The organism is Ferroplasma sp. Type II, assembly GCF_000496155.1.
Genome location: NZ_KI542718.1, coordinates 1 through 20961, shown reverse-complemented (window position 1 = coordinate 20961; position 20961 = coordinate 1). Strand labels below are relative to the sequence as shown.

General features: G+C 37.8%; 18 protein-coding genes. 7 read left to right on the top strand and 11 right to left on the bottom strand.

All coding sequences use genetic code 11. From position 1 onward, the window contains the following. Positions 1-137 precede the first annotated feature (137 nt). A complete protein-coding gene (locus AMDU4_RS06620) occupies positions 138-734 on the bottom strand; it encodes an IS607 family transposase (protein ID WP_290704423.1) in 597 nt (198 codons plus the stop codon). A gap of 230 nt (positions 735-964) precedes the next feature. On the opposite strand from AMDU4_RS06620, the gene AMDU4_RS06615 reads away from it, so the two are divergent. After that, entirely contained in the window at positions 965-1942 is a 978-nt protein-coding gene (locus tag AMDU4_RS06615) for a ParM/StbA family protein (protein WP_021787205.1), read from the top strand. A 69-nt stretch (positions 1943-2011) separates the two neighbouring features. Continuing rightward, positions 2012-2653 carry a hypothetical protein gene (locus AMDU4_RS06610; RefSeq protein WP_021787204.1) on the top strand — a complete coding sequence of 214 codons (642 nt, stop codon included), beginning with the start codon at positions 2012-2014 and terminating at the stop codon, positions 2651-2653. A gap of 1 nt (position 2654) precedes the next feature. On the opposite strand, the gene AMDU4_RS06605 is transcribed toward AMDU4_RS06610, so the two are convergent. From AMDU4_RS06605 to AMDU4_RS06580, 6 genes are all read right to left on the bottom strand, one after another. Then, positions 2655-3512: a hypothetical protein gene (locus AMDU4_RS06605; protein WP_021787203.1), complete on the bottom strand. Its 858-nt coding sequence runs from the start codon at positions 3510-3512 to the stop codon at positions 2655-2657. Positions 3513-3517: 5 nt separating this feature from the next. After that, positions 3518-5530 (bottom strand): carboxypeptidase regulatory-like domain-containing protein, encoded by a 2013-nt coding sequence (locus AMDU4_RS06600; RefSeq protein ID WP_021787202.1) that lies wholly within the window; start codon positions 5528-5530, stop codon positions 3518-3520. After that, a complete protein-coding gene (locus AMDU4_RS06595) occupies positions 5517-9704 on the bottom strand; it encodes a carboxypeptidase regulatory-like domain-containing protein (protein ID WP_021787201.1) in 4188 nt (1395 codons plus the stop codon). The genes AMDU4_RS06600 and AMDU4_RS06595 overlap by 14 nt, the downstream gene beginning before the upstream one ends. 47 nt (positions 9705-9751) lie before the next feature. Next, entirely contained in the window at positions 9752-11092 is a 1341-nt protein-coding gene (locus AMDU4_RS06590; RefSeq protein ID WP_021787200.1) for an APC family permease, read from the bottom strand. 406 nt (positions 11093-11498) lie between these two features. Next, positions 11499-13100: a phenylalanine--tRNA ligase subunit beta gene (gene pheT / locus AMDU4_RS06585; protein WP_021787199.1), complete on the bottom strand. Its 1602-nt coding sequence runs from the start codon at positions 13098-13100 to the stop codon at positions 11499-11501. A gap of 30 nt (positions 13101-13130) precedes the next feature. Then, positions 13131-13421, bottom strand: coding sequence for a ribbon-helix-helix domain-containing protein (locus tag AMDU4_RS06580; protein WP_021787198.1), 291 nt, complete (start codon positions 13419-13421; stop codon positions 13131-13133). A gap of 152 nt (positions 13422-13573) precedes the next feature. Between AMDU4_RS06580 and AMDU4_RS06575 the strand changes: the two genes are divergently transcribed. From AMDU4_RS06575 to AMDU4_RS06560, 4 genes are all read left to right on the top strand, one after another. Next, entirely contained in the window at positions 13574-14326 is a 753-nt protein-coding gene (locus AMDU4_RS06575) for a tRNA pseudouridine(38-40) synthase TruA (RefSeq protein WP_021787197.1), read from the top strand. 63 nt (positions 14327-14389) lie between these two features. Then, a complete protein-coding gene (locus tag AMDU4_RS06570; RefSeq protein ID WP_021787196.1) occupies positions 14390-15103 on the top strand; it encodes an alanyl-tRNA editing protein in 714 nt (237 codons plus the stop codon). 86 nt (positions 15104-15189) lie between these two features. Continuing rightward, positions 15190-16284: a zinc ribbon domain-containing protein gene (locus AMDU4_RS06565; protein WP_021787195.1), complete on the top strand. Its 1095-nt coding sequence runs from the start codon at positions 15190-15192 to the stop codon at positions 16282-16284. Between the two features lie 132 nt (positions 16285-16416). Further along, positions 16417-16947: a 50S ribosomal protein L16 gene (locus tag AMDU4_RS06560; protein WP_021787194.1), complete on the top strand. Its 531-nt coding sequence runs from the start codon at positions 16417-16419 to the stop codon at positions 16945-16947. 2 nt (positions 16948-16949) lie between these two features. Here the strand turns inward: AMDU4_RS06560 and speB are convergent, their stop codons facing one another. The 4 genes from speB to AMDU4_RS06540 all read right to left on the bottom strand — a co-directional run bounded on the left by speB (position 16950) and on the right by AMDU4_RS06540 (position 20393). Beyond that, positions 16950-17855, bottom strand: a complete 906-nt coding sequence (gene speB / locus AMDU4_RS06555) for an agmatinase (RefSeq protein ID WP_021787193.1) — start codon at positions 17853-17855, stop codon at positions 16950-16952. Next, on the bottom strand, positions 17813-18202 hold the full coding sequence (locus AMDU4_RS06550) for a translation initiation factor IF-5A (protein ID WP_021787192.1): 390 nt from the start codon (positions 18200-18202) through the stop codon (positions 17813-17815). The genes speB and AMDU4_RS06550 overlap by 43 nt, the downstream gene beginning before the upstream one ends. Before the next feature lie 84 nt (positions 18203-18286). Then, positions 18287-19153, bottom strand: a complete 867-nt coding sequence (locus AMDU4_RS06545; protein ID WP_021787191.1) for a DUF6159 family protein — start codon at positions 19151-19153, stop codon at positions 18287-18289. Between the two features lie 151 nt (positions 19154-19304). After that, positions 19305-20393 (bottom strand): IS5 family transposase, encoded by a 1089-nt coding sequence (locus AMDU4_RS06540; RefSeq protein WP_021787190.1) that lies wholly within the window; start codon positions 20391-20393, stop codon positions 19305-19307. A 172-nt stretch (positions 20394-20565) separates the two neighbouring features. Here AMDU4_RS06540 and AMDU4_RS06535 point away from each other — a divergent pair. Continuing rightward, the coding region (locus tag AMDU4_RS06535) for an EamA family transporter (RefSeq protein ID WP_290704431.1) at positions 20566-20961 on the top strand (396 nt) is incomplete at its 3' end.

Genomic DNA, 20961 nt, shown 5'->3' with positions numbered 1-20961 from the left:
CATTCTTTTTTATCTTTGTCTCTCTGTATATTTTAGAATTCTCAAAGTATTTCTGCCTTGTTATGTAGTCAAATTCATTGAATATATTTTTAGATATGTGTGTAAAATAATATAAGCCGCATTTTGTATGTATTATTTCAGTCCTTGTTGCTTCCATAACCCACCTCAACTGAATGATTCCTTCTCTTTGAATACATCTTCATGGAATAGCAGTGGATCATTGATATTATCTCTTCAAACACCTCTTCTGAATCAAGCTTCGTGCTGCCAATCTCTGAAATAATAACTATCTCTGTTCGGTACTTCCGGAAGAGGTAACTGAATAATTCGAATCCTACCCTGCTCAATCGATCCTTATACGTTATGACTACCTTTTCAACTTTATTGTTCATGATCTCATCAAGCATCTCGAAGAATCCTTTCCTTTTCTCGAATGAGATGCCTGAAGCTATATCCGAATATATTGCGTTTATGGTGTAACCGTTCATGAAGCACCACTGCTTCATCTGATCAATCTGGTTCTGCAGGTCATTCTTTTGCTTATGTGTAGATACCCTTGCGTAGAGAACTGTCTTTCTTTTTACATTCTTGTTGAGTATCTTGTAAACATCCTCTTCGTTGTAATCATACCGCTTGTTAGGCATCACAGTGTACCTGATCCTGCCATCATGTGCATAGACATGAAGCGTCTTTCTGGATATCTGTAACAGGTTCAGGACTTCTTCAGCTTTCATTTCAATAACATATATATTATATGTATATAATGTTATCGTTATCATAGACTATGTAGGAAGTCAATAGAATAAAATGTACAAAAAATATACAAAATATTGACAATATTCTACATCATATGACAAAGTATGACATAAATATTTAAATATTGCAAATTATTTAATATATTTGAGCAAAAATTTAAATATAATTTACATATTATTTCCTATGGGATTACAGGAGGTAATATAAGATGGCAATACTTGGAGTAGATTTAGGATATGGAGATACGAAATTGGTCACCGAAGACAATAAAAAAGCAAAATTTCCATCCAGATGGATGCCAGCAGAATCTAGAAACTGGGGAATTGGTGGAAACATACCAATAATATCAATAAATGACGGAGAAACTTTTGTATTCGGAGAAGATGCCACAGGAACTAACTTAAGAGAACCACAGGGAGATGGAAGGCTTACTGACCCCAATGCAATGCAACTTCTGGCCGGTGCATTATGGAAAAGTGGAATTGGAAAAGCAGCCCAAAAAACAGATGTTATACTGGCTAGCGGAACACAGCTAACCAGTTTTGATAAGGAAATTGTTGCTGCAAACGAGCTTTTAGAAGGAAAAGATCTAAAAATAAAGTCCGCAGATGGCAAGGAACAGAAATTCCATATATCCAAATTAATTATGAGACCTCAGGGTGTGGGTGCCGCTATTTATTTATTAAATCAGGGGCTCTTAAAGAAACAGTATGGAAATGGCGTTGTGATAGATATTGGATTCAAAACCACTGATGTACTAACGCTCAATTTAAAAAACCTTGAACCAATAGTAGAGCAGTCTTTCAGTATACAGGCGGGAATAGGAGATGTTGTTTCAGGCATAAGTAAAGCTATTGGCAAAGAAACGGGTTTTATTGTCCCTGCCGATGTAGCCAGAGATTCCATAGGGAAAAAAGTAACCTTTAAACAAAGTAAAATAGGTGGTCCAGAGGTCTCCGAACCATTGTTAGCCGAACTGGCACAGAAGATAATTGATGAAATGAGGGAAAATCTCAGGGAAGACCTTGACAGGATTACCGAATTGATCCCGGTGGGTGGAGGTTCTGTCCTTATTGGGGATAAATTAGAAGATATAGCTCCGGGTCACATGATAAAGGTTCCGCCAGAAGATATGCAATTTGCAAATGTTTTAGGGTACAATATAGCGGCATCTGAAAATCATTAATTCCCGGTTGCAGATTTTAAATAATTTAAATAATAATATTTATAAATGATGAAATACTTAATTATATAGATGACGCGTGTAGGAATATATACTCACGATTTCAAATTTTACCATGATGTTATAAGGGATCTCAAAAGATGGAATCTGCCGTTTTTCAGCATCACTGATCTTTATTCAATACCTGCTGACATAAATGTTATAATAAGTTCTGAAAGAGATCAATTTACCCTCCCAGGACAGGTAAAGGCAACTACATCAATTGAGGGAATAAGGAGAAGTTTACCTGTGCTTCTTAATAAGGACCAATTTACCAGGATCATAATAGGCATAGATCCCGGCCCAAGGCCTGGAATTGCTGTTATGGCAGATAATGTGCTTATGGAGGCGTGGGAATGCCCCAGTATCTGTGGAGTTAAAAAAGATGTAATAGAAATAGTTGAAAACTATGATTATGAGTACATAATGATAAAAATTGGGAATGGTGATCGCCCCAACAGGGACCTAATAATAAAACAATTAAGGAATATAGCTCCCATGGTCATAGTAAACGAAGAGAATACAAGCACACCACATAAAATTCATGACAATGCACTGTCTGCTGCAAGGATCTCCTTAATAGACGACAGGTATGACATATCAAGAACTCCCATAAAATTTAGCAGAAAAAACATATATGAAAAGGAGTTTATAACTCTCCACTCACTAATTTAGATTATTTTGCTTTTTGCACCTTTTGCACCTTTTGTGCCTTTTTAGACGACTTTGACCTTTTCCATTTTGGAACCTTTACTGTGTTACGTTTACTGCTTGCTAATACAAGGAATACCGCAAATGCAACTGCCACAGCCGCAATGTAATATATCCAGTCATAATTAGGCTTATGCCCGTAATAGAATGTAACCGTACTTTTTCCTGCAATTGTAATCACCGGATTATTGGTTGTTACAGTAAGTGTATCCTTGCCCTTATATACTAAGGCTGCTGGCACAGTAATATTGTCTTTGTATGTTGAATTTGCTCCTATCTCATTTATATGGCTTACTCCTATCACAACAGAAGATGCGCCATGGGAAATTGTATAGGTCACTGTTATGTTCTTTATGGGCACAGGGTCTGTGTTATTAATTGTGGAATTAAATGTGATGGGCGCACTCACATTAATTGAGGAGATAGAATAGACACGACTTACTCTAAAACCAGTTGAATTATTTACAGCACTTGCGTTGATATATCCATGAATATTTTCTGACTCTGATGGTGCCGTTACTGATATGGAAAATGTTCCATTAGTTGAGTGATGATTATAATAGGAAAGTGGTGATAAGCCGGTATCGTTTACAGCTCCCAGGTAGGCTGATACTGAGTAGTTATGGTATCCGGGGCTCTCGGTTACATTCAATTGGAAAGTTTGGTTTTCGTATACGTCACTCGGCTCATGAATGGTAGCCGAAAATGTAGAAGAGGAGGCACTGGGAGATGCATTTGGCATATTATAGCTCAAAGAGGCTACGCCTGATAATGCAATTAAAGCGAATATTGTAAAGAATGTGATTAATAATTTATATTTCATCTGGTTTACCTCTTTTTCTTTGATCTGATTGAAGATCCAATTATGCCTGCAAGCAGTGCTGCTATTATTATTCCTATGCCTATGTATATTGTCATTGCTGGATTGGCATTATAATTATTTATTATATTATTTCCGGATGATCCTGCTCCTATGCTAGCAGATGGCAATACAGGTGTTATGGTTTTATTCATATATGTATTTGTTCCATTTATGGTGGCGTTTGTTTCAAGATCTACTGGCACAGAGTGCAAGGTTTTTCCATGTACCCCATATGCATATATATATAGCGTTACTGTTTGCCCTGTGGTGAGTGTTATATTTGTAATATTTTTGCCACTATTGGTTATATATGTCATGATATCATAGTTTTTCATTAGTTTTGCAGCATTTGAAATATTCAAATACACTGTTATTGCAGTATTATTTGTGTTTTTAACCGTAACCGGTATCATATTTATGGTGCCATTTACCTCTGCATATTTAGAATATGAAACATTATAACTTTCACCAGCCATGACGTTAACTGTAATATGCCCCAGATACTGGGATGTGCCATTTACCATGGCCATTACCGGTATGGAGTTGTTTCCAGCTGGTGCAATGGGAATTGTTGTATTCACCGCCACAGATCTGTAACCTCCCACAGGTATTGTGATGTTATTAGGGCTGAAAGTTAAGTTCCATGTTGAATTGCCAGAGTACATGTGTAGTGTGTCATTGGTATCTCCCCTGTTATAAATTGTTACGCTTGTTTTAACATTTTCACCTATATAGCCTGTAACCGATGGATCCGCAAGGACATATTTTGAGATGATATCTTTGTGCAATGCTAGAGTCTCTGTAAGAGTGCTGTTCAGGAATTCAGTCTGCGATGCCGAGTAATTGACATACATTCCATTATGGACCGTTGTATTAGTGAGTGTAAATGCATATGTCTCATTGGCAGGAAGTATGAAACCATTTGTGTCTGCCTGTGAAGTTGTATACATTGATGGTGCAATCACAGAACCACCTGTAACTGTTAAGTTTGTGGGTACTGGTTTGCTGTTGTTTGTACCTGTAAGGGTTACTGTATAGGCTGGCGTCAGAGACACATTATATGTAAGATTTTTGAAAGGCTGCAATGTCACATTCTGGAAATATGCATACTCTTTCCCACCAGATGTGTAATTAGCGTATATACCATATGTTCCGGGAACCAATTTTGCCAAACTATAAGACCCTGACGAGGATGTTGTGCTGGCTACCTTCTTTCCATCTTTGGTAATCATTACATTGGCACCAGATACACCGGTTTCCTTAGAGTAATATATAACATTGCCTGATATTTTGTCGTATACTTCGGTTGGTGTGAGTTTAACTGTAATATTATGCATTGTAGAGCTTGGTGTAACAGTATTTGAGGTGGTGTTAACATAGGTAAACGCCCCAGTTGAATTGGTGAAATTACCGCTTGATGTTATGGTGAAATCAAGAGAGGGCAATAGTATTGTAAGGTTTTTGCTTACACTGGTAGTGATTTCTTTGCTTCCATTTTTTATGTGGTACGATGCAGGTATGCTAAGGTTATTTGTTATGCTGAGTTTATAGCCGGTATGATATACTGGTGAGATGCTCATATTATGATTCACAGTTATAATACTCATATTCGCCAATGTAGCATTTGCTGAATATAAGGTATAGTTCCCGGCTGGAATATGATCCAGCCCAACGTTTACGCCTGTAGAATTAAACAATGTTGTTCCTGAATTTGTGATAGTGCTGTTTACATTTTTTACCGTGAAGTATAGCTTAGAATCCTTTACAAATGATTGTGCAGCAGTACTATTGGCTACGGTTCCCGTAAGTACCGGGGTTATATACGCACTCTTGTTCGATATCTGTGTGTAGTATACGCCCATAGCTATTTCCTTGCTGGCAGCACCTTTTGTCATATTTAAGGTATATTTATTATAAAGCCCTGTGAGCGTAATTGTGCCATTGTAATTCACAAGCTTTGAGTCATTATACACAGTCATCGACACTGATACCAATTTCTGCTTGGCATAATATATAGGATGTATAATCGAGAACCGTATTATTGTAATAGTAGGGTGATTGTATGCCCACTGAGCTAGTGTTATATCCATAAACAGTTGCTGATCCACCATTGATCTCTGCATAGAAGTATGGAGTTGAGCCGCTGTATACTAGCATTATTCCCTGGCTTACATATCCTATAGTGTTATTTGTCGACGTTGTTATTGAATGCTTATATGAATCATTTAGATTGATGGATATATTTATAGCAGATGTAGATGGGGATATATTGAATCCTGCCATTGTCGTTCCATTAACTGTTCCTGTTCCGGAGAATGAGTAGCTTGCCTGTGGAAGATACACTGTAAGCGGCACGCTGGAATTTGCATAGCTGTAATCAAGCAAGGTATAATTCTGGGTTGATGAGCCTGTAGCCATTATTTCATATGTGCCGCTGTAGTTCTTTGTTCCATTCATAGTGGATCTTATTGTATATTTTACTGACGTAGAATATGATATGTTTTGAACAGTATTCTTTGTTACGTTAATAGTCTTGACAAACACTCCACTGCTCGTATTGGAATATATGGTGTAAATTCCGTAGGGCACTGTGAAATTATATGCTCCGGTGGCATTTGCTGTAACGTTATGTATATCCGAGGTGATGCCATCGAAATAGAACGATATTGTTGAGTTTGGTGTTGCCCCACTTCCCGAAATCGTTCCGCTTAATTCAGGTGTCAGTGATGCCGATCGGGATTTTCCCCATCCCGAAACAGTAACGATAGATTTATCCTCGGATCCATTTGCCTTAATAGTGGCATTATATGTACCGGGATATACGCCGAATGTATAGGAGCCTGATGAGGATGTCACTCCAGTGAGTTTGTAATTGCCAGAAGTACTGTTCAGATACACAGTATATCCGGAGAGCCCCAAACCATTTATAGATGCTGAAACATTGATCCTGTCCATTTTAATCGCAAGATTCTGCAATTGCTGGGCATTCCCTGTCACCTGTATACTGGTAAAGTTTGTGTATGTTTTGCCATTTGATCTGACAGTTACATTATACCCATAGGGTATAACACTGCTCATGGAATAAACGCCATTTATTATGGGGACTGTCCTGCTTATTCCATATTTCGCGTCTGTGAATGTAATGTTTCCAGAGTTTACTGCAACTGCTGAAGTCCCATTGTTTAGTGTTACATGTCCGTATACGGTATTTCTTTTCATCTGTATATTATGGGTTATATTGTAATTGCCTATTCTGTTTCCCTGGCTCTGTGATACTGTAACAGATTGCGTATTTATGACGTTTGGTCCAGTCAATGTATTGGAACTGACACTACCAGTGGAAAATACGAGGGTGTCATTTCCCGGCAGGCCTGTTATTGAATAATAACCTGTGCTGTTTGTTGTAACAACATCATGTGGAATTCCATACTGATCTTGTATTGTGACATGAACGCCAGCCATGCCTACCCCGTTGGCACTTGTAACCCTTCCATGTATTACAGCCCCAGGATAGTATTGAATGATTGGGTCTTCCTGCCCTAATAAACTTGGGGGAAGGAGCACTTCGGTGCCGTTGTTCTCCTGCTGGTATTTATATGCGGTCTGAATGGGAATGAGTTTCCAGCCAGGTGTGGTGGAATTTGCATTCTTATGTGGATTATATTCTGATGCATAGTATGTCAATTCAAAATTGCTCATATTGAATGCAGGGTATACGTGTGTGACATTTGAAATATCTGATTCCGGGAATCCGTATATGGCCTTGTATATTGTAGTGTTATAGAATGCAGATGTATAGTTAAGCAGATAATTAGTTACTGTGGCTCCCTGTGGAAGTTTGTTTAAGGTGTACCTCGCTCCTGTGCTTGTTATAGCTACAACATTATAGTAATTTGTGGGAACAACCTCTCCTTGAGCTGTGTATGATGGTGTATCTGTTAAATAGGCAGGTGCATAGAATATTCCGGGATTTGAACCAGAAAATGGATATAGCCCATGGTTAACCTGTACGTATGATATGGATGATCCTGTAACTTTTTCCAGGGCTCCATATGCTGATATCAATGTTGTTAAATTATAATGTATTGACAGCTGCCCCATTATAAGTGCATGCCTTGCATTATATGAAGTTGTGACATTTATCTGATGGCTTCCGTATGCTGCCTCTGAGAGAAGAGGTGTGTACTTAGAGCTTAATGGGTTGCCGTACATACTCGCAATTGTGTTTGTCTCGTTGGCTCCAAAATATTTATCCATTGTAGCTGTGATACTTGCATTAAAATGCCCATTGGAATAACCTCCGGGGGTTTCAAGCACTCTTGAAATGAATAAAGATATTTCCTGGCTTTGATTCTGTGCGAGGAGCATCTGCCCGGCACTTGCTATTCCCTGCTGAAAATCATCAGCAACAGTGGGATGCCGTCCCTGCTGTAACTCCTGGAATCCGTAATCCCACCATGATACGTATGCAGGGCGATTCTGTATGGATTCATTTGTGTTTTGTGTCGCAAGCCACTGGAAAGATGCTGATAGTGGCTGTGTTTTGTTCTCTATTGCAAGACCATAGTTCCCGAATGGGTTATTTGGCCGAAATCCCTTGGGTAGGGTTGAATTTAATATATGGTTATAGGATGCGGCGTTGTTTTCAGGGACTGCTGCTGAAAATGCGCCCATGCCAGAAGGTATAATTAAAATTAATACTACTATTACTGCGAAACCTACTGTTACCCCGCTTATGTTCTTGCGAAGCGATTTTCTGCCAGATACATGCCTGGATTTTTTTGTTGCCTCATTATGCCTTATTATGTTTACAAAGTACATTATCAGGCCACCGCCAAGTATCGCATATGCAGGCGCTGCAGTAATATTGAATCTTGCTGCCTCAAAACTCATGAAAATTGAGAATATGGCAAATATAATAACAAGCAGCACGCCTTCCTTCTTTTCCTTAAGGAAGCGGTAAATAATATAGGGTACACCGGCAATTCCAAGGAGAAATAGTCCTGGGCCGAAATCAGATATGTACTGGCCAAGAGGTGGAGCCGCTGCCTCAGCAATCGTTGAGTAGACCCTGGATTTTACAAAATATCCATCTCCGGTTAGTAATTCTTTTAATATGGCTGGATTGGTTTTACCTATAATGAAAAGGGCTCCTATGGTAACAAGAACAAGTGCCGGTATAGTGATTATCCATGGCTTTCTTGCCACAATATTTATCAAAATGCCAAACCCAACGATCATTAAACCCATTGCCAGGGGCGGCAGAAACCATGCATGAATCATTGCTGTGATATCATAATAGTAAAATCCTATTGGAAAAGATGCTGCCACATAGATAACTGTGATATAAGTAAGGTATCCAGTTGGCTTCTTGGTAAACAGGTTATAGAGAAGCTGGACTGCAACATAGATTAACAATATAACTTCTATGTAAGGGAATCCCTGCCAGAATACTATTAGCCCCCCAAGGGAGACGGCAGACATCAATGCGTATATCGTTGTTATTTTATTTTCCTCATAATAGGCTTTAATTGAGCTGAAATATGACCTTGCATCGGTAATCTTCTTGATTATAACACCTTTCTTTGCGGTGATAACTGCCATTTCGAAGAAGTATATGGATAGGAATGCGAATATAAGCTCTGGTGTATGTGCCCTTCCATCTGTGAGTATTCCTGATGTAAGATTTCCCGGCATTATGGTGAATAGAACAGCGGCGAATAACCCGGCTTTCTTGCCGAATATCTGTTTTGTTATCAGGTATACAGGTATAATTAAAAGTGCACCATAAAAGGCAGCTGATTCCTGGAATGCATAATATGCACCCATTTTGAGACCAATAAACGGTGATACCAAATATCCTGCAAATACGATGCTCCACTGGTAAAATGGAGGTCTTGCGTTATAGGTGCCCACTGGGTAGCTAAGCAAGATGGTGTGCGTTAATTGCCTATGTGTACTCAGTATATACTGTACTATATAATAATTGAAATAGGGATCGCTTCCCCCAGATACATTCAGATAATTATCCTGAAATGCCAGTGACCATACAAAGAAGTTTGATAGGAACATATAAAGGGCAAACAGGGCAATCAGGACAGGTACCTCCGGATGCCTGGCTATATTTTGTTTAAATCTATCTGTAATTTCCATATGTTAATTTCGTTAATGAAATCCTGATATAAAAATTTACCTTATTTTTAATCCTTATTACTCTCCGGAAGCTTATTTCTGAGGCTATAATATTCAAATCGTATTGCATCGTAGAAACCACGCCGGGTTTTCCTTATAAATAGAACGACTAAAAATGAAATAACCACGTACCCTATGAGAAAATAATTTATTGTAGCGAAATATCCATTATTGCCATAAAATGAAAGTAAAAAGGCTATAGCAAGTATTAAGGAGGATAAAAATGGGATTGCAAATTTCCTTTTATTGAATAGCTTTATCAGAGATATATTGGATACTATGTGAATTATGATGTAAATGAAACTTATTATCCCGGCTATAATGACAAATGAATTAAAAAACCCCGTATAATATCCACTGAAGAGGGAAATTGCCAGGGAAACTGTAAATAATAGCCCCATAAATTTGTTCCTGTCAAATTTCCTCCCTACGTTAAAATCCTTATAAAATTTGGGCACCATATGAACAAAAGCATTTAAATATGAAACACTCAAATTGAAGGCACTCATAATGCCAAAAAATGAAAATAATATCAAGAATGGAGTTCCAAGCTTTGTCCTTACCAGTTCTGTAATGTAAAAAGAGTTGCTTTCATATGCACTTAACCCTGTATAACCTGCGAACATAAGTAGGGCAAATGCCGAAAAAACCATTATTAGGCCTGATATTGTAAATGAGATAATCAGAGATTTTGGCGTGTTTATGTGGGCACTCGATGTCTGTTCTGACAGGAATATGCTTGATCCTCCACCGGAAAATGCAAGTATGCCAAATATTACACCGAAGAAGAATGGATTGAAAGAAAAACTGATTCCTGAAAATGAGAACTGGGGGGACCTATACAGTATGAATATTATGCTCATTCCTACAATAAAGGCAATTTCAAGAAAACCTGCTATAAGTGTGTAATGCATTGAAGTTTTTAACCCTCTTGAGACAACGAAATACACTGTTGTTATAAATAATACGAGAAATCCATACTCCACAAGTAAATTATTGAACCCGTACAACTGGAATATAGAGTATATAAATCCTGATATGAATAGTGATATATTGGGAACGGTAAGAACCGAATATGCGATGTAAAGCAAAAGGATAAAAAAACCAGCCCCTTTTCCAAGTGCATTCCCAACATAGGAGTAATAGCCACCATTAGTAATGTATATTTTTGAAAACGAATATATTGTATATAATGTAAAATATGAAAGCAGAAATGAGAAAATCACAACAAAGGGTAGAGTAGAACCAGAATATAGTGCAATAATTGAAAATAATGCGATGAAATCCAGCATTGGGCCAATTGAAGTAAAAGATTGCATCACTGCACTCTTGAGGTTTATCGATTCCATGGTAGGTCATTATCTTATGGTTAAAACTTTTGTGCTGAAATCATTTTTAAATCAACACAAGCATATTTCATTAAGTTCTATAGGAGCATCAAAAACGTCAAACTAAAACATTGAAATCAGTATGGAGTTCGAAATTGCAGTTTAGACTATGGAATATACCATCCTCGTTATTTTTATTAACATAGCCGTATTTAGAACATCATCATAAAGTATTCTTAGAATTATTCAAATACAATTTTGTATCTCGATGCTAAGGTATAGTGGTTTTGAAGTGGGTGGATCGTATACAGATGAGACCCAGAAAATTAACATAATATGAATAACAAACATCAGTACATATGCCTTTGAACAGTATAATATATATAAAGAGAATTAGAAACGTTTTTGATCCAAAAAGCGTATAGCATTATTCTTTAGCTATCCCTGATAATTTGTCAAGATTTATCTCAAGAAAGGCAACGGGATTTTGAATTCCAAAATTATCCAGAATCTCAGGATTCATTTCCCCTATTATGCCTATGGCCATATCGCCGGCAACTATATCTCCTCCCCTGCCAGGTATGATTTCTTTGTAATCACTTTGTAGCACCTTTGTTTCAACATTTACCATTCTGGACAGCAGATAACCAAGCACACCATAAATATCAGAATATGATGCTTTTGAATTATTATAAAATACACAAAGGTGATTCTCCTGATTCCCCGAAATTACAACATGGCCTACCTCGAATATTTTTAAAGGAAGCTTCCTCCTCTTATTTATTGCCAGAAGGCTGAGCATCCCTGGAAAAAGTTTGTCTCTTATCACAGAATACTCAAGGCTTTTCGGGTTTGTAATTGTTACATCCCCAGAATATCCGGGAATTCTGTAAAATTCTCCAGAATTTAAAACAAAAGTTCTTACTTCCTGGTAATTAATGGATATAAGTATATCCTTGATTATATTTTCATCTTCATTGAAAGCATATGGAATTCCTGTACCGCCTGTATTAAGCTTTTTGAAGGGTATATTATCATAGCCGTATGCCTTTGCAATATCCTCTATTACATCTGCCGGGCCCATTACATCAACGCGGTTGCCGGGCACATATACCTGATATCCGCCTGACATGACCTCACACCTGTATCCCATTTTCCTGAGCAAAACAACTGTATTTTCTGGTTCTAAACCCATAAGTTTTTTTATCTCCTTATGTGTGAGTGATATCTTTCTCCAGTCATAGTCAATTATATCCCTGTTTATATCAGGTATAAGCACTTCATATCCAATGTACGTCATTTCATATGCAAACAGGTACAGTGCTGAAAGTACAGCCTTATAATCATTGCCGGTAATATCGAAGAACAGCTGGGAAGTACTTTCGCCTATTCGGGATTTGTAGCCATTTATTATTGGGGGCATTGACATTACGTCGCCCTCACTATCAAGTATTACCGGTACCATTTTATCTGATGATATAAGGTCACGGAACTGTTTTCCCTTATCGTGCCTTTCCAGTATTTCCCTGGCTGTCCCGTGGAAATTGTCATATGTTGTAAACTCCAGTGTTTCCATCCCCTTCATTGTGAGTAGAAAAGGTGGATGTATATTGCCAATGTCATGTATTCCTATTGCCATCTTTTTTCTTGATTTGCCTATGGTTTCATGAAGCCTTTCCTGATAAGATATTATATGTTCATAATAATTGCCAAGTGGTTTTCCCCGGGCAATAAATGACATTACATATGGTATTTCTGCCTTTATAGAAGTGTCAACCTGCAATATCACACTGGATTTCCCGAAAAATGGCTTTATCCTGTAATCCATATCATAAAATGTTTTCATATTGCATTTTAATGCATAAAAAGAGAAAAGGTCTGGCCTATCCGGATTGAATTCCAACTTTACTTCGCCGTTTTCCTCCTCAATGGAATAGCCTATAATGTCTGCAAATTTGCCTAATGTTGAATAATAATTAATACCTATATCGTTTATCAGTTTTTCTTTGCTCTCCTTTATCACAACCATTGAGAACTGATACCTACACTTTATATAAATTTAGTTTTTAGTTTTTCCTTTTGCATATTCTCTCAAGATGAACCTTATAAGATCGTTGACTGATATGGCATCCCCCTTGTTTACTTCCTCCTCAAGTTCTGAGTATATATTCCTTGGGAGTTTTAGGTCAACCTTGCTTGTTGCATTTGTTCTATTCCTAGTGATAAACTCGCTGATTGCCAGTCGTATTGCTTCTGAAATACTGCTATACTGGTTTTTTTCAACTATTTCCTGAAGTTGATTGATTAGATCTTCGGAAACCCTTATGGTGATTCTGTACGGTACGGACATTTGAATAGTTAAATTAATAGCTCATATAAAGTTTTGCCATATCCCGTTATTCTGAAATGCACAATACAATACTATTATAATTTTCACAGCATCGCAATCGTATATACAAACATATATAATGCATAGTCATTATGAAAGGTTGGAGGTAAACAATGTATTACCTTATAAAATATGGATATGAAGGCACCATGTTCAGTGGTTTTCAGCGAGGAAACGGATCAAATAGCGTTGAAGATTCCGTCATAAGAGTACTGGAAAAATATGGGATAAGCAGTAATATGGAAAGTGCAGCAAGAACGGATAGATATGTATCGGCAAGGGGGAATGTTCTTCTTCTGGATACAGAAAAAAATATAGCTGACGTAATGGGCATTCTCAATTCAAAAATCCGGTACATGTTTTTTTATTCATATTCTGAACTTAATGGGTATATGAATCCAAGGCATAATTCCATGAAAAAATATTCCTATATTATAACAGATAAAATAGATATAGATGCATTGATGGAAACGCTCAGTGAGTTTGTTGGGCAGCATGATTTTGCAAATTTTTGTAAGGTGGATGGCAGGAACACTGTGAGAACCATAAATGAAATAGATTATACATCCCACAATGAGTTTTATATAATTAATATATACGGAAAAAGCTTTATCTGGCACCAGATAAGAAGCATTATGGCCTTTGCCCTGATGGGAAATAAACATCCCTTTTCAATTGAAGGCAAATTTACATATCTGGCTAGGCCTGAACCTCTTGTATTGATGGATATATCATACGAGCATATAGATTTTGTAAATTTCGCCCTCAACCATCACAATAGCTTTTTGGAAGAAACCGAAAAATCAGTTAAAACCAGATACATGCTTTACCAAATTTTTACTGACAATCCGGATAAAGGCCATTAGTCTTTATACGATATATGAAAAAATAAAAATAAAATTATATAGAAATAAGTTCTTATGTGCTTAATGATAACTGAGCAACTATTTTTAAAAGACTCATATTTAAAGGAATGCGAGGGGAAGGTTTTAATGTGTGAGTTCACAGACCTTACCGTAGACAGAACAATATTTTTTCCAACAATGGACGGACAGCAGAATGATAAGGGTGAAATATTAATTGATGGAAAAACATTCGGAATAGTGGATGTATGGACGGATGGAGATTATATCCACCTTATTTCACTGGATACCTATCCAGACAATATAGTAGGAAAAACAATACAGCAGAAACTTGACTGGAACGTCAGAAACATACATATGAGGTTTAGAACGGCCATGTTCATAATATCTGGGCTGGCGTATAAGTTCTACAATGCAAAATCCAGGATAAGCCAGACATATGATGATAAGGCCTGGGTGGATCTATACATAGACAATATTACAGAGGATATCGTTAAAAACATAACGGAAGAAGCAAATAAGATCGTAAAGCAAAATATCCCCATTAAGATAGAATACTTAAACAGCAATGATTTTCCAAGGGAAAAACAGAGGATGAGCTATTCCACTGGGACTCTTCCGGATGATGAAAAGCTCCGTGTTATAAACATATCAGGGCTCCCTTTGCAGGCTGATTACGGGCTTTATACTGCCTCCACAGGAGAAGTGGGAGAGATAGAAATAGCAAGTTCAATGGTAAAGGGAAAAATAGACAAGAGGCTGACTATCACCCTGAAATAATTTATAGGAAATTGAATTTTTTTTCCAATTCATTTATCCGGTTAAAAACCGATAGATTGAATTATAAGTATTTTATATGATTTTACATGAATGAGCTGGATTTAATAAATAAAATGAACAGGGGCATTTCGTATATAGGAATTGCCATAGCTGTCATTGCATTTTTCTTTACGCTTCCGTTCCTGATAAAGGATATGAACTTAATAACAGGCGTTTCTGGCCTGTATTTCTACCTTAATATTACAGTTACTAGAACTCTGGCATATATATTCATTATACTGGGTATTGTTACAGTGATTGCCTCATTTATGCCCTTTTTTTATAATAATGTAAAATTTTCAAGCTTTGATGCAAAAAATAATGCGTACTTTTTCTCTGCGGTTTCCGTTTACATAGCTATTTTAGTATTTTCCTCTGTAATTATTGAGGTTTTTGACCCATCAGTAGCAGTTAGCCCGGTAACCTATATGCCCTTGGGAGAGCAAAATTTCATTTATCTTATGAGCGCCGTGTTTCAGGTTCTTATATTTGAGTTCATACCTATAACAATATTAATTGCCATCTTGCTTCTGGCTACCAGAAAATTCAAATTATCATCATTTCTTAATCCCTATGGATATATAAAAGGCTATATAGCCATTTTTATGATTTTACCGGCAGCAGTATCGGTTTTAATCACAAATTACAATTTATACGATTCAATTTTAATCTACCTCTCTACACTTGCCCTAAGTTTTATTTACATAAGATTTGGGATGCTCAGGTCTGTACTGGCAAGTTTCATATCCTCATTTATTGAATTTGCACTTACAGCCTTTGCACATAATGTCATAATATCATCGATTGTATCAACATTCATTTTTATCTGGGCCTTTGCGGGGCTTTATACAGTAACTTTTTACCTTGTGGACAGGAATAGAAAAGCCTCCAAAAAAACACAGGATAGCGACACTGAAAAAACTGGAACCCCTGATGCAGCAGAAAGAATTCAGCAGAGGATAAAAACACCTCCCGATGAACTGTGGATAAGGAGTGCATGCCCCAATTGCGGAAATGTGGAATACAGGATAGGCCCTGATATGTCTCTTGAGTGCTCAAAATGCGGGCAGAAGCTGGACAGGGATTATACAGGCCCATATAATATAATTATTAGCAATGCCATAGGAAGGCGACAGCCATAATCAAATAATATATTTATTAGGATGTCTTTAATGGATTCTTATACATGCAGGCTTCATTGCATTGTAAATTGCAATCTATAAATCATTTTCATAAATGTTTTTATACGCGCATGAATTCATGAATAGATTATTATGGTAACTAAACCAGCAAGAATGTATTCAAAGATTTCAGGCCCTGCATACACAAGAAAGGAGTTCATGGGCGGGGTACCCTATCCTAAAATTACCACTTTCGTACAGGGAAACCAGAAACGGGAATTTGAGATTGAAATGCAGTTGATAGCAGAGGAGGCCTGCCAGATCAGGCATACAGCTCTTGAAGCGGCAAGGATTTCCATAAACAGGAAATTACTTGAAAATGTGGGAGCAGGCAATTATTTCCTTCACATTAGGCCATATCCGCACCAGGTAATTCGTGAGCACAAAATGGCCACAGGAGCCGGTGCTGATAGGATATCAAGTGGAATGAGAATGGCTTTTGGAAAACCTGTGGGAACTGCTGCAAGAGTTCACCCCGGTGAAATTATTATGGTGGGAAAAGTAGACAGGGGAAGCGCAAAAACCATGAAAGAGGCGTTAAAGAAAGCTTCGATAAAACTGCCTACACCGTGCAAAGTAATAGTAACAAAGGGAAAGGAAATAACCTCTAAGATGGGGTTATAAATTTATTTTTTCAGGGCCTTTTCCCGGCTCCCTATAAAATCCTGTATTAATTTTGCTGCAAGCATTGAAGTGTTCCCGTTATCGTATAACGGTGTCATTTCATTTATATCAAAACCAATTATTCTGTCAGAAATTGATGTCAAAATGCTTCTCACATCGTATGATGTTAGGCCGTATGGTTCTGGTGTTCCAACTCCCGGTGCGTATGCCGGGTCAAAACCGTCCATGTCTATGGAGAAGTATACACGGTCAGAAGTTTTTTCCATGATCTCAGTAATGACCTTATCTATGCCTGATGCACGGACTTCGTTAGCGGAAATGAATCTTACTTTCTCATATTCACCGGATGCAATTTCCTCGTAGGATGTTGATCGTGTTCCAACAGATATGATCCTGTTTTTTCCAAGCAACTCCAGTGCCCTTCGGGTAACGCAGGCGTGGTTGTACTTATTATCCATGTACGAATCCCTGAAATCCGAATGTGCATCTATAATTACCATACTCACGTCTCTAAGGTTCCACAGTGCACCAACAGTAAGAGAATGCTCACCCCCCAGCATTATAGGTATCTTTTTGTCACGGAATATTGTGGATGTGACAGTTTCTACCTCACTGAGTATGTAATCAACATCCTCGTACACTGGAAGGTCTCCAAGGTCGCAAATTTTGGCATCAAGTAGATTTATGCCGTAATTCACCTCATAGGACTCAAGATTGTCGTAGGCAAATCTAATAGAGTTAGGTGCCAGCCTTGAACCCCTCCTAAAACTCGAAGTATTGTCAAATGGGGCACCGAATATTACATAATCTGCTTCCTCATAGCTGGCTAATGCATCGGCTATTTTCAGATGGGAGAAATGCGACATTAATTCTGCAGCATTATCTTCCTTTTTCCCATAGCTTCCCAATATGGCACCTCCATTCCCGGTTTTAACCTATCCTGGTCTTCGGGTTCTATTGGCAGAATAAATGTCTCGAAACTTTCCGAATCCATCAACTGTGCCTCATTATTTGCAATAGAAAGTATCTGTGCATTCTTCTTAACAATTATGGGAACCTTTATCTTGTGTTTCACAGGGTAAACCACACTATGTTTCTGCCCGTCAAATACTCCTATAGCGACAATTCGCCCTTTTGCTTCACCATGTTTGCCCGGTTTTGACATTGTAATATCAACGATTTTGCATGGTGAATCATCTATTAACATGTATCTCCCAATTTTTAATTCTCTAACTTCAGCTTCTGTCCAGCTCATAACTAATCCTGTAGTTAATATTTTAAGCCTTTATATATTTTTATATCCATATGGCTATTTAGTACTTTTTATTGAATGCATAGTTCAAAATGGCATATTCCCAAAACCACCGGTTCCACCCTTACGCCTGATTGATGAATTTATCAGATTTTCATCCAGTCCATCAGGCAGTCCCTTGCCGTTGATATAATCAAACAGAATCAATTTGAAAATGTTGGTATAAGTAAAGTTGAGTATCAATCCAAGAATTATCAAAAGCACGGCAATTATTATAATGGGAAGTATGACAGCAAAGGGTATTCCTGCCCCTGCAAGAACTACTGAGAGTAACAGTAATATAAAACCGGAACCTGTGAAAATAAGTGTATAAATATCTATGTATATGACACCGCCGAATGTGTTTCCAAAATGGGATTTTATTGTTTCCACACTTTTCTCTATTGCTCTTACGGGCCCAAGTTTATAATCAAGTATGGATGGGACTACGAAAAAAGTAGCCACAGTTATTGCAAATGATCCCATTGAAGCAATTATTATGCCGCCTATTCCCCTGACCCGTGATTCTATTGCTCTCAGTATCATCAAAAGCACGCTATAGAGTATTGCCCATTCAAATGCCTTGCCTGAGTACTGCCTTGAAATGGATAGGGCTTGTCCCATGGAAACCGGATTTCCAGACCTGTAACCACGGTAAGATATCATCATGGCTATTATCAGCAAGGTTGCAACGAAGTACGTGAATACATATGCCAGAAAAATACCCAGAATATAATAATAATCAGAATAGGGTGTAACAGGTACCTCAAGAATGAGCAGAACAAAGGTGGCAATGAATATGATACCGCTGATCAGGCCAGTTATTACGGGATATAAATATAATTTTTTATTGCCTGAAATACTCTTTCTAACCTGTTTCGCGAGTTTCCAGCCGCTTTTTAGGCTTTCAAACATAGAAGATAATTTCTAACAACTATTAAATTTTTACTTATCACTTACTCTTTCGAAAGAATTTCAATTAATTTCTGTTTAGATTGATAGGAAGTGGCTTTTTCTTATGCTCTTTTCTTAATATTTTTCCCTTTTCTGTCGCTTTCTTGATAGCTCACGCTATTATCCCCTTATTTTTCATCCTTATCACGCAGATCATGTTATGGCCAAGGCACATGAACATGTTCTTGACCCTCACTCTGGGAACTGTTGTAACGAATACGTGACCTCCATGGAATATTCCCTTTATAACAGAATACGGTCTCTCACCCCTGGATCTTTTCCTTGTTATCCTGAGATTCCTGCGGATGCTTTCCACTGGCAGCTTGTGTCCCCTGGCAGCCTTATCCATGGCTGCATCTATTCCCCTTCCTTCAACGCCAAAGTAACCCTTGTCCTTGTAATTCACGATGCCAGGAATGGATAGATCGATCTGCGAGTCATGCACTGATGCAGTGGTCGTTGCATAGTTCAGTATCATGTCATTGTCTGAATCCTGTATTGTGTGGAGCTTGTACCCGAAATGGGATCTTTTGTTCTTCACTGTCCAGGTACCGTCCTTGGATCTCCTTGTCTTTGCGTTCTTCCGCTCCTCCTCCCTTGCCTTCTTCTTTTGTTCAATCTCAATTTTCCTTGCAGTCTTTGCCTCCCTCTTTGATGTTTTCTCTTCATTATGATCCGATTCTGAAGGTTCCTTCACCGGGTTCTGATCCAAATCGATTGGTATTGTCCCGTCACCCTTCCTGTGCTTTCCATGACCTGGATCCGATTCGATGAAAGTGGCGTCCTGAATTGTACCTTTCTTTATTGTAATGCCCTTCTCTTTGAACTGTTTCCATATCTCCTTCCAGATTTTCTTGTTCTTGTGATTATTGGAGAGCCTTTCGCGAAAGAGCCATATGGTTCTTGCATCCGGTACCGATTCAGGATAATCCAGGAAGTTCATGAAATCCAGGCGATTGTGTATCTCCTTCTCAATGGACTCATCAACTATGCCATATATGGACTGAAGGAATAGTATCTTGACCATGAGTATGGGATCATAATTTGACCTTCCACCCTTCTCTGTGTTATTAATATATAAGTCATTGAGTATGGGTCTGATCCTTTCCCACTCTATGATCGTCTTCATGTCGGAAAGCCTGTCGCCGAATCTTTTCAACTGATCATATTTCTCCCGGAGACCGTAATTCATTATGTCCATGCATATTGATCGCGATTGCATGAATAAAGGTTTCGCTTGCAAACGTAGTAAATTATGGGATAAACTGAATATTTTAAATAAACGTGGTTGAAGAGATGAAATGAAAATCACATTCATAGGATAATAAAGAGAGGGGTTATTAGAAAATCTCACTAATACTAGAAAAGGGCTTATAGAAATACTTTCATCTACCGTAATCTGGGGGTCAATACCCCTATTTGCAATATGGTCACTGTTACCATCCCCAATATTTGTATTCTTCAGGGTTTTAATATCTGCCTTATTATTGACAGTAATACTTCACAGGGATTTGAAAAGCAATATCAGGAAGTTGTTTAATCCTTATATAATACTTTCAGGAGTACTATTATCATTAAACTGGGTATTTCTGTTTTATGCGGTATTTATGATACCGGTATCTGAAGCGATAATATTCTATTATACCGGGCCGGTAATAGCAATACTATTTTCACCATTATTAAAGGAGAAAATAGGGAAAGGTGGATTATTGAATATCAGCATATCGTTCGCCGGCATAATAATTATGTCTGCAGGTTCGCTTTCTATA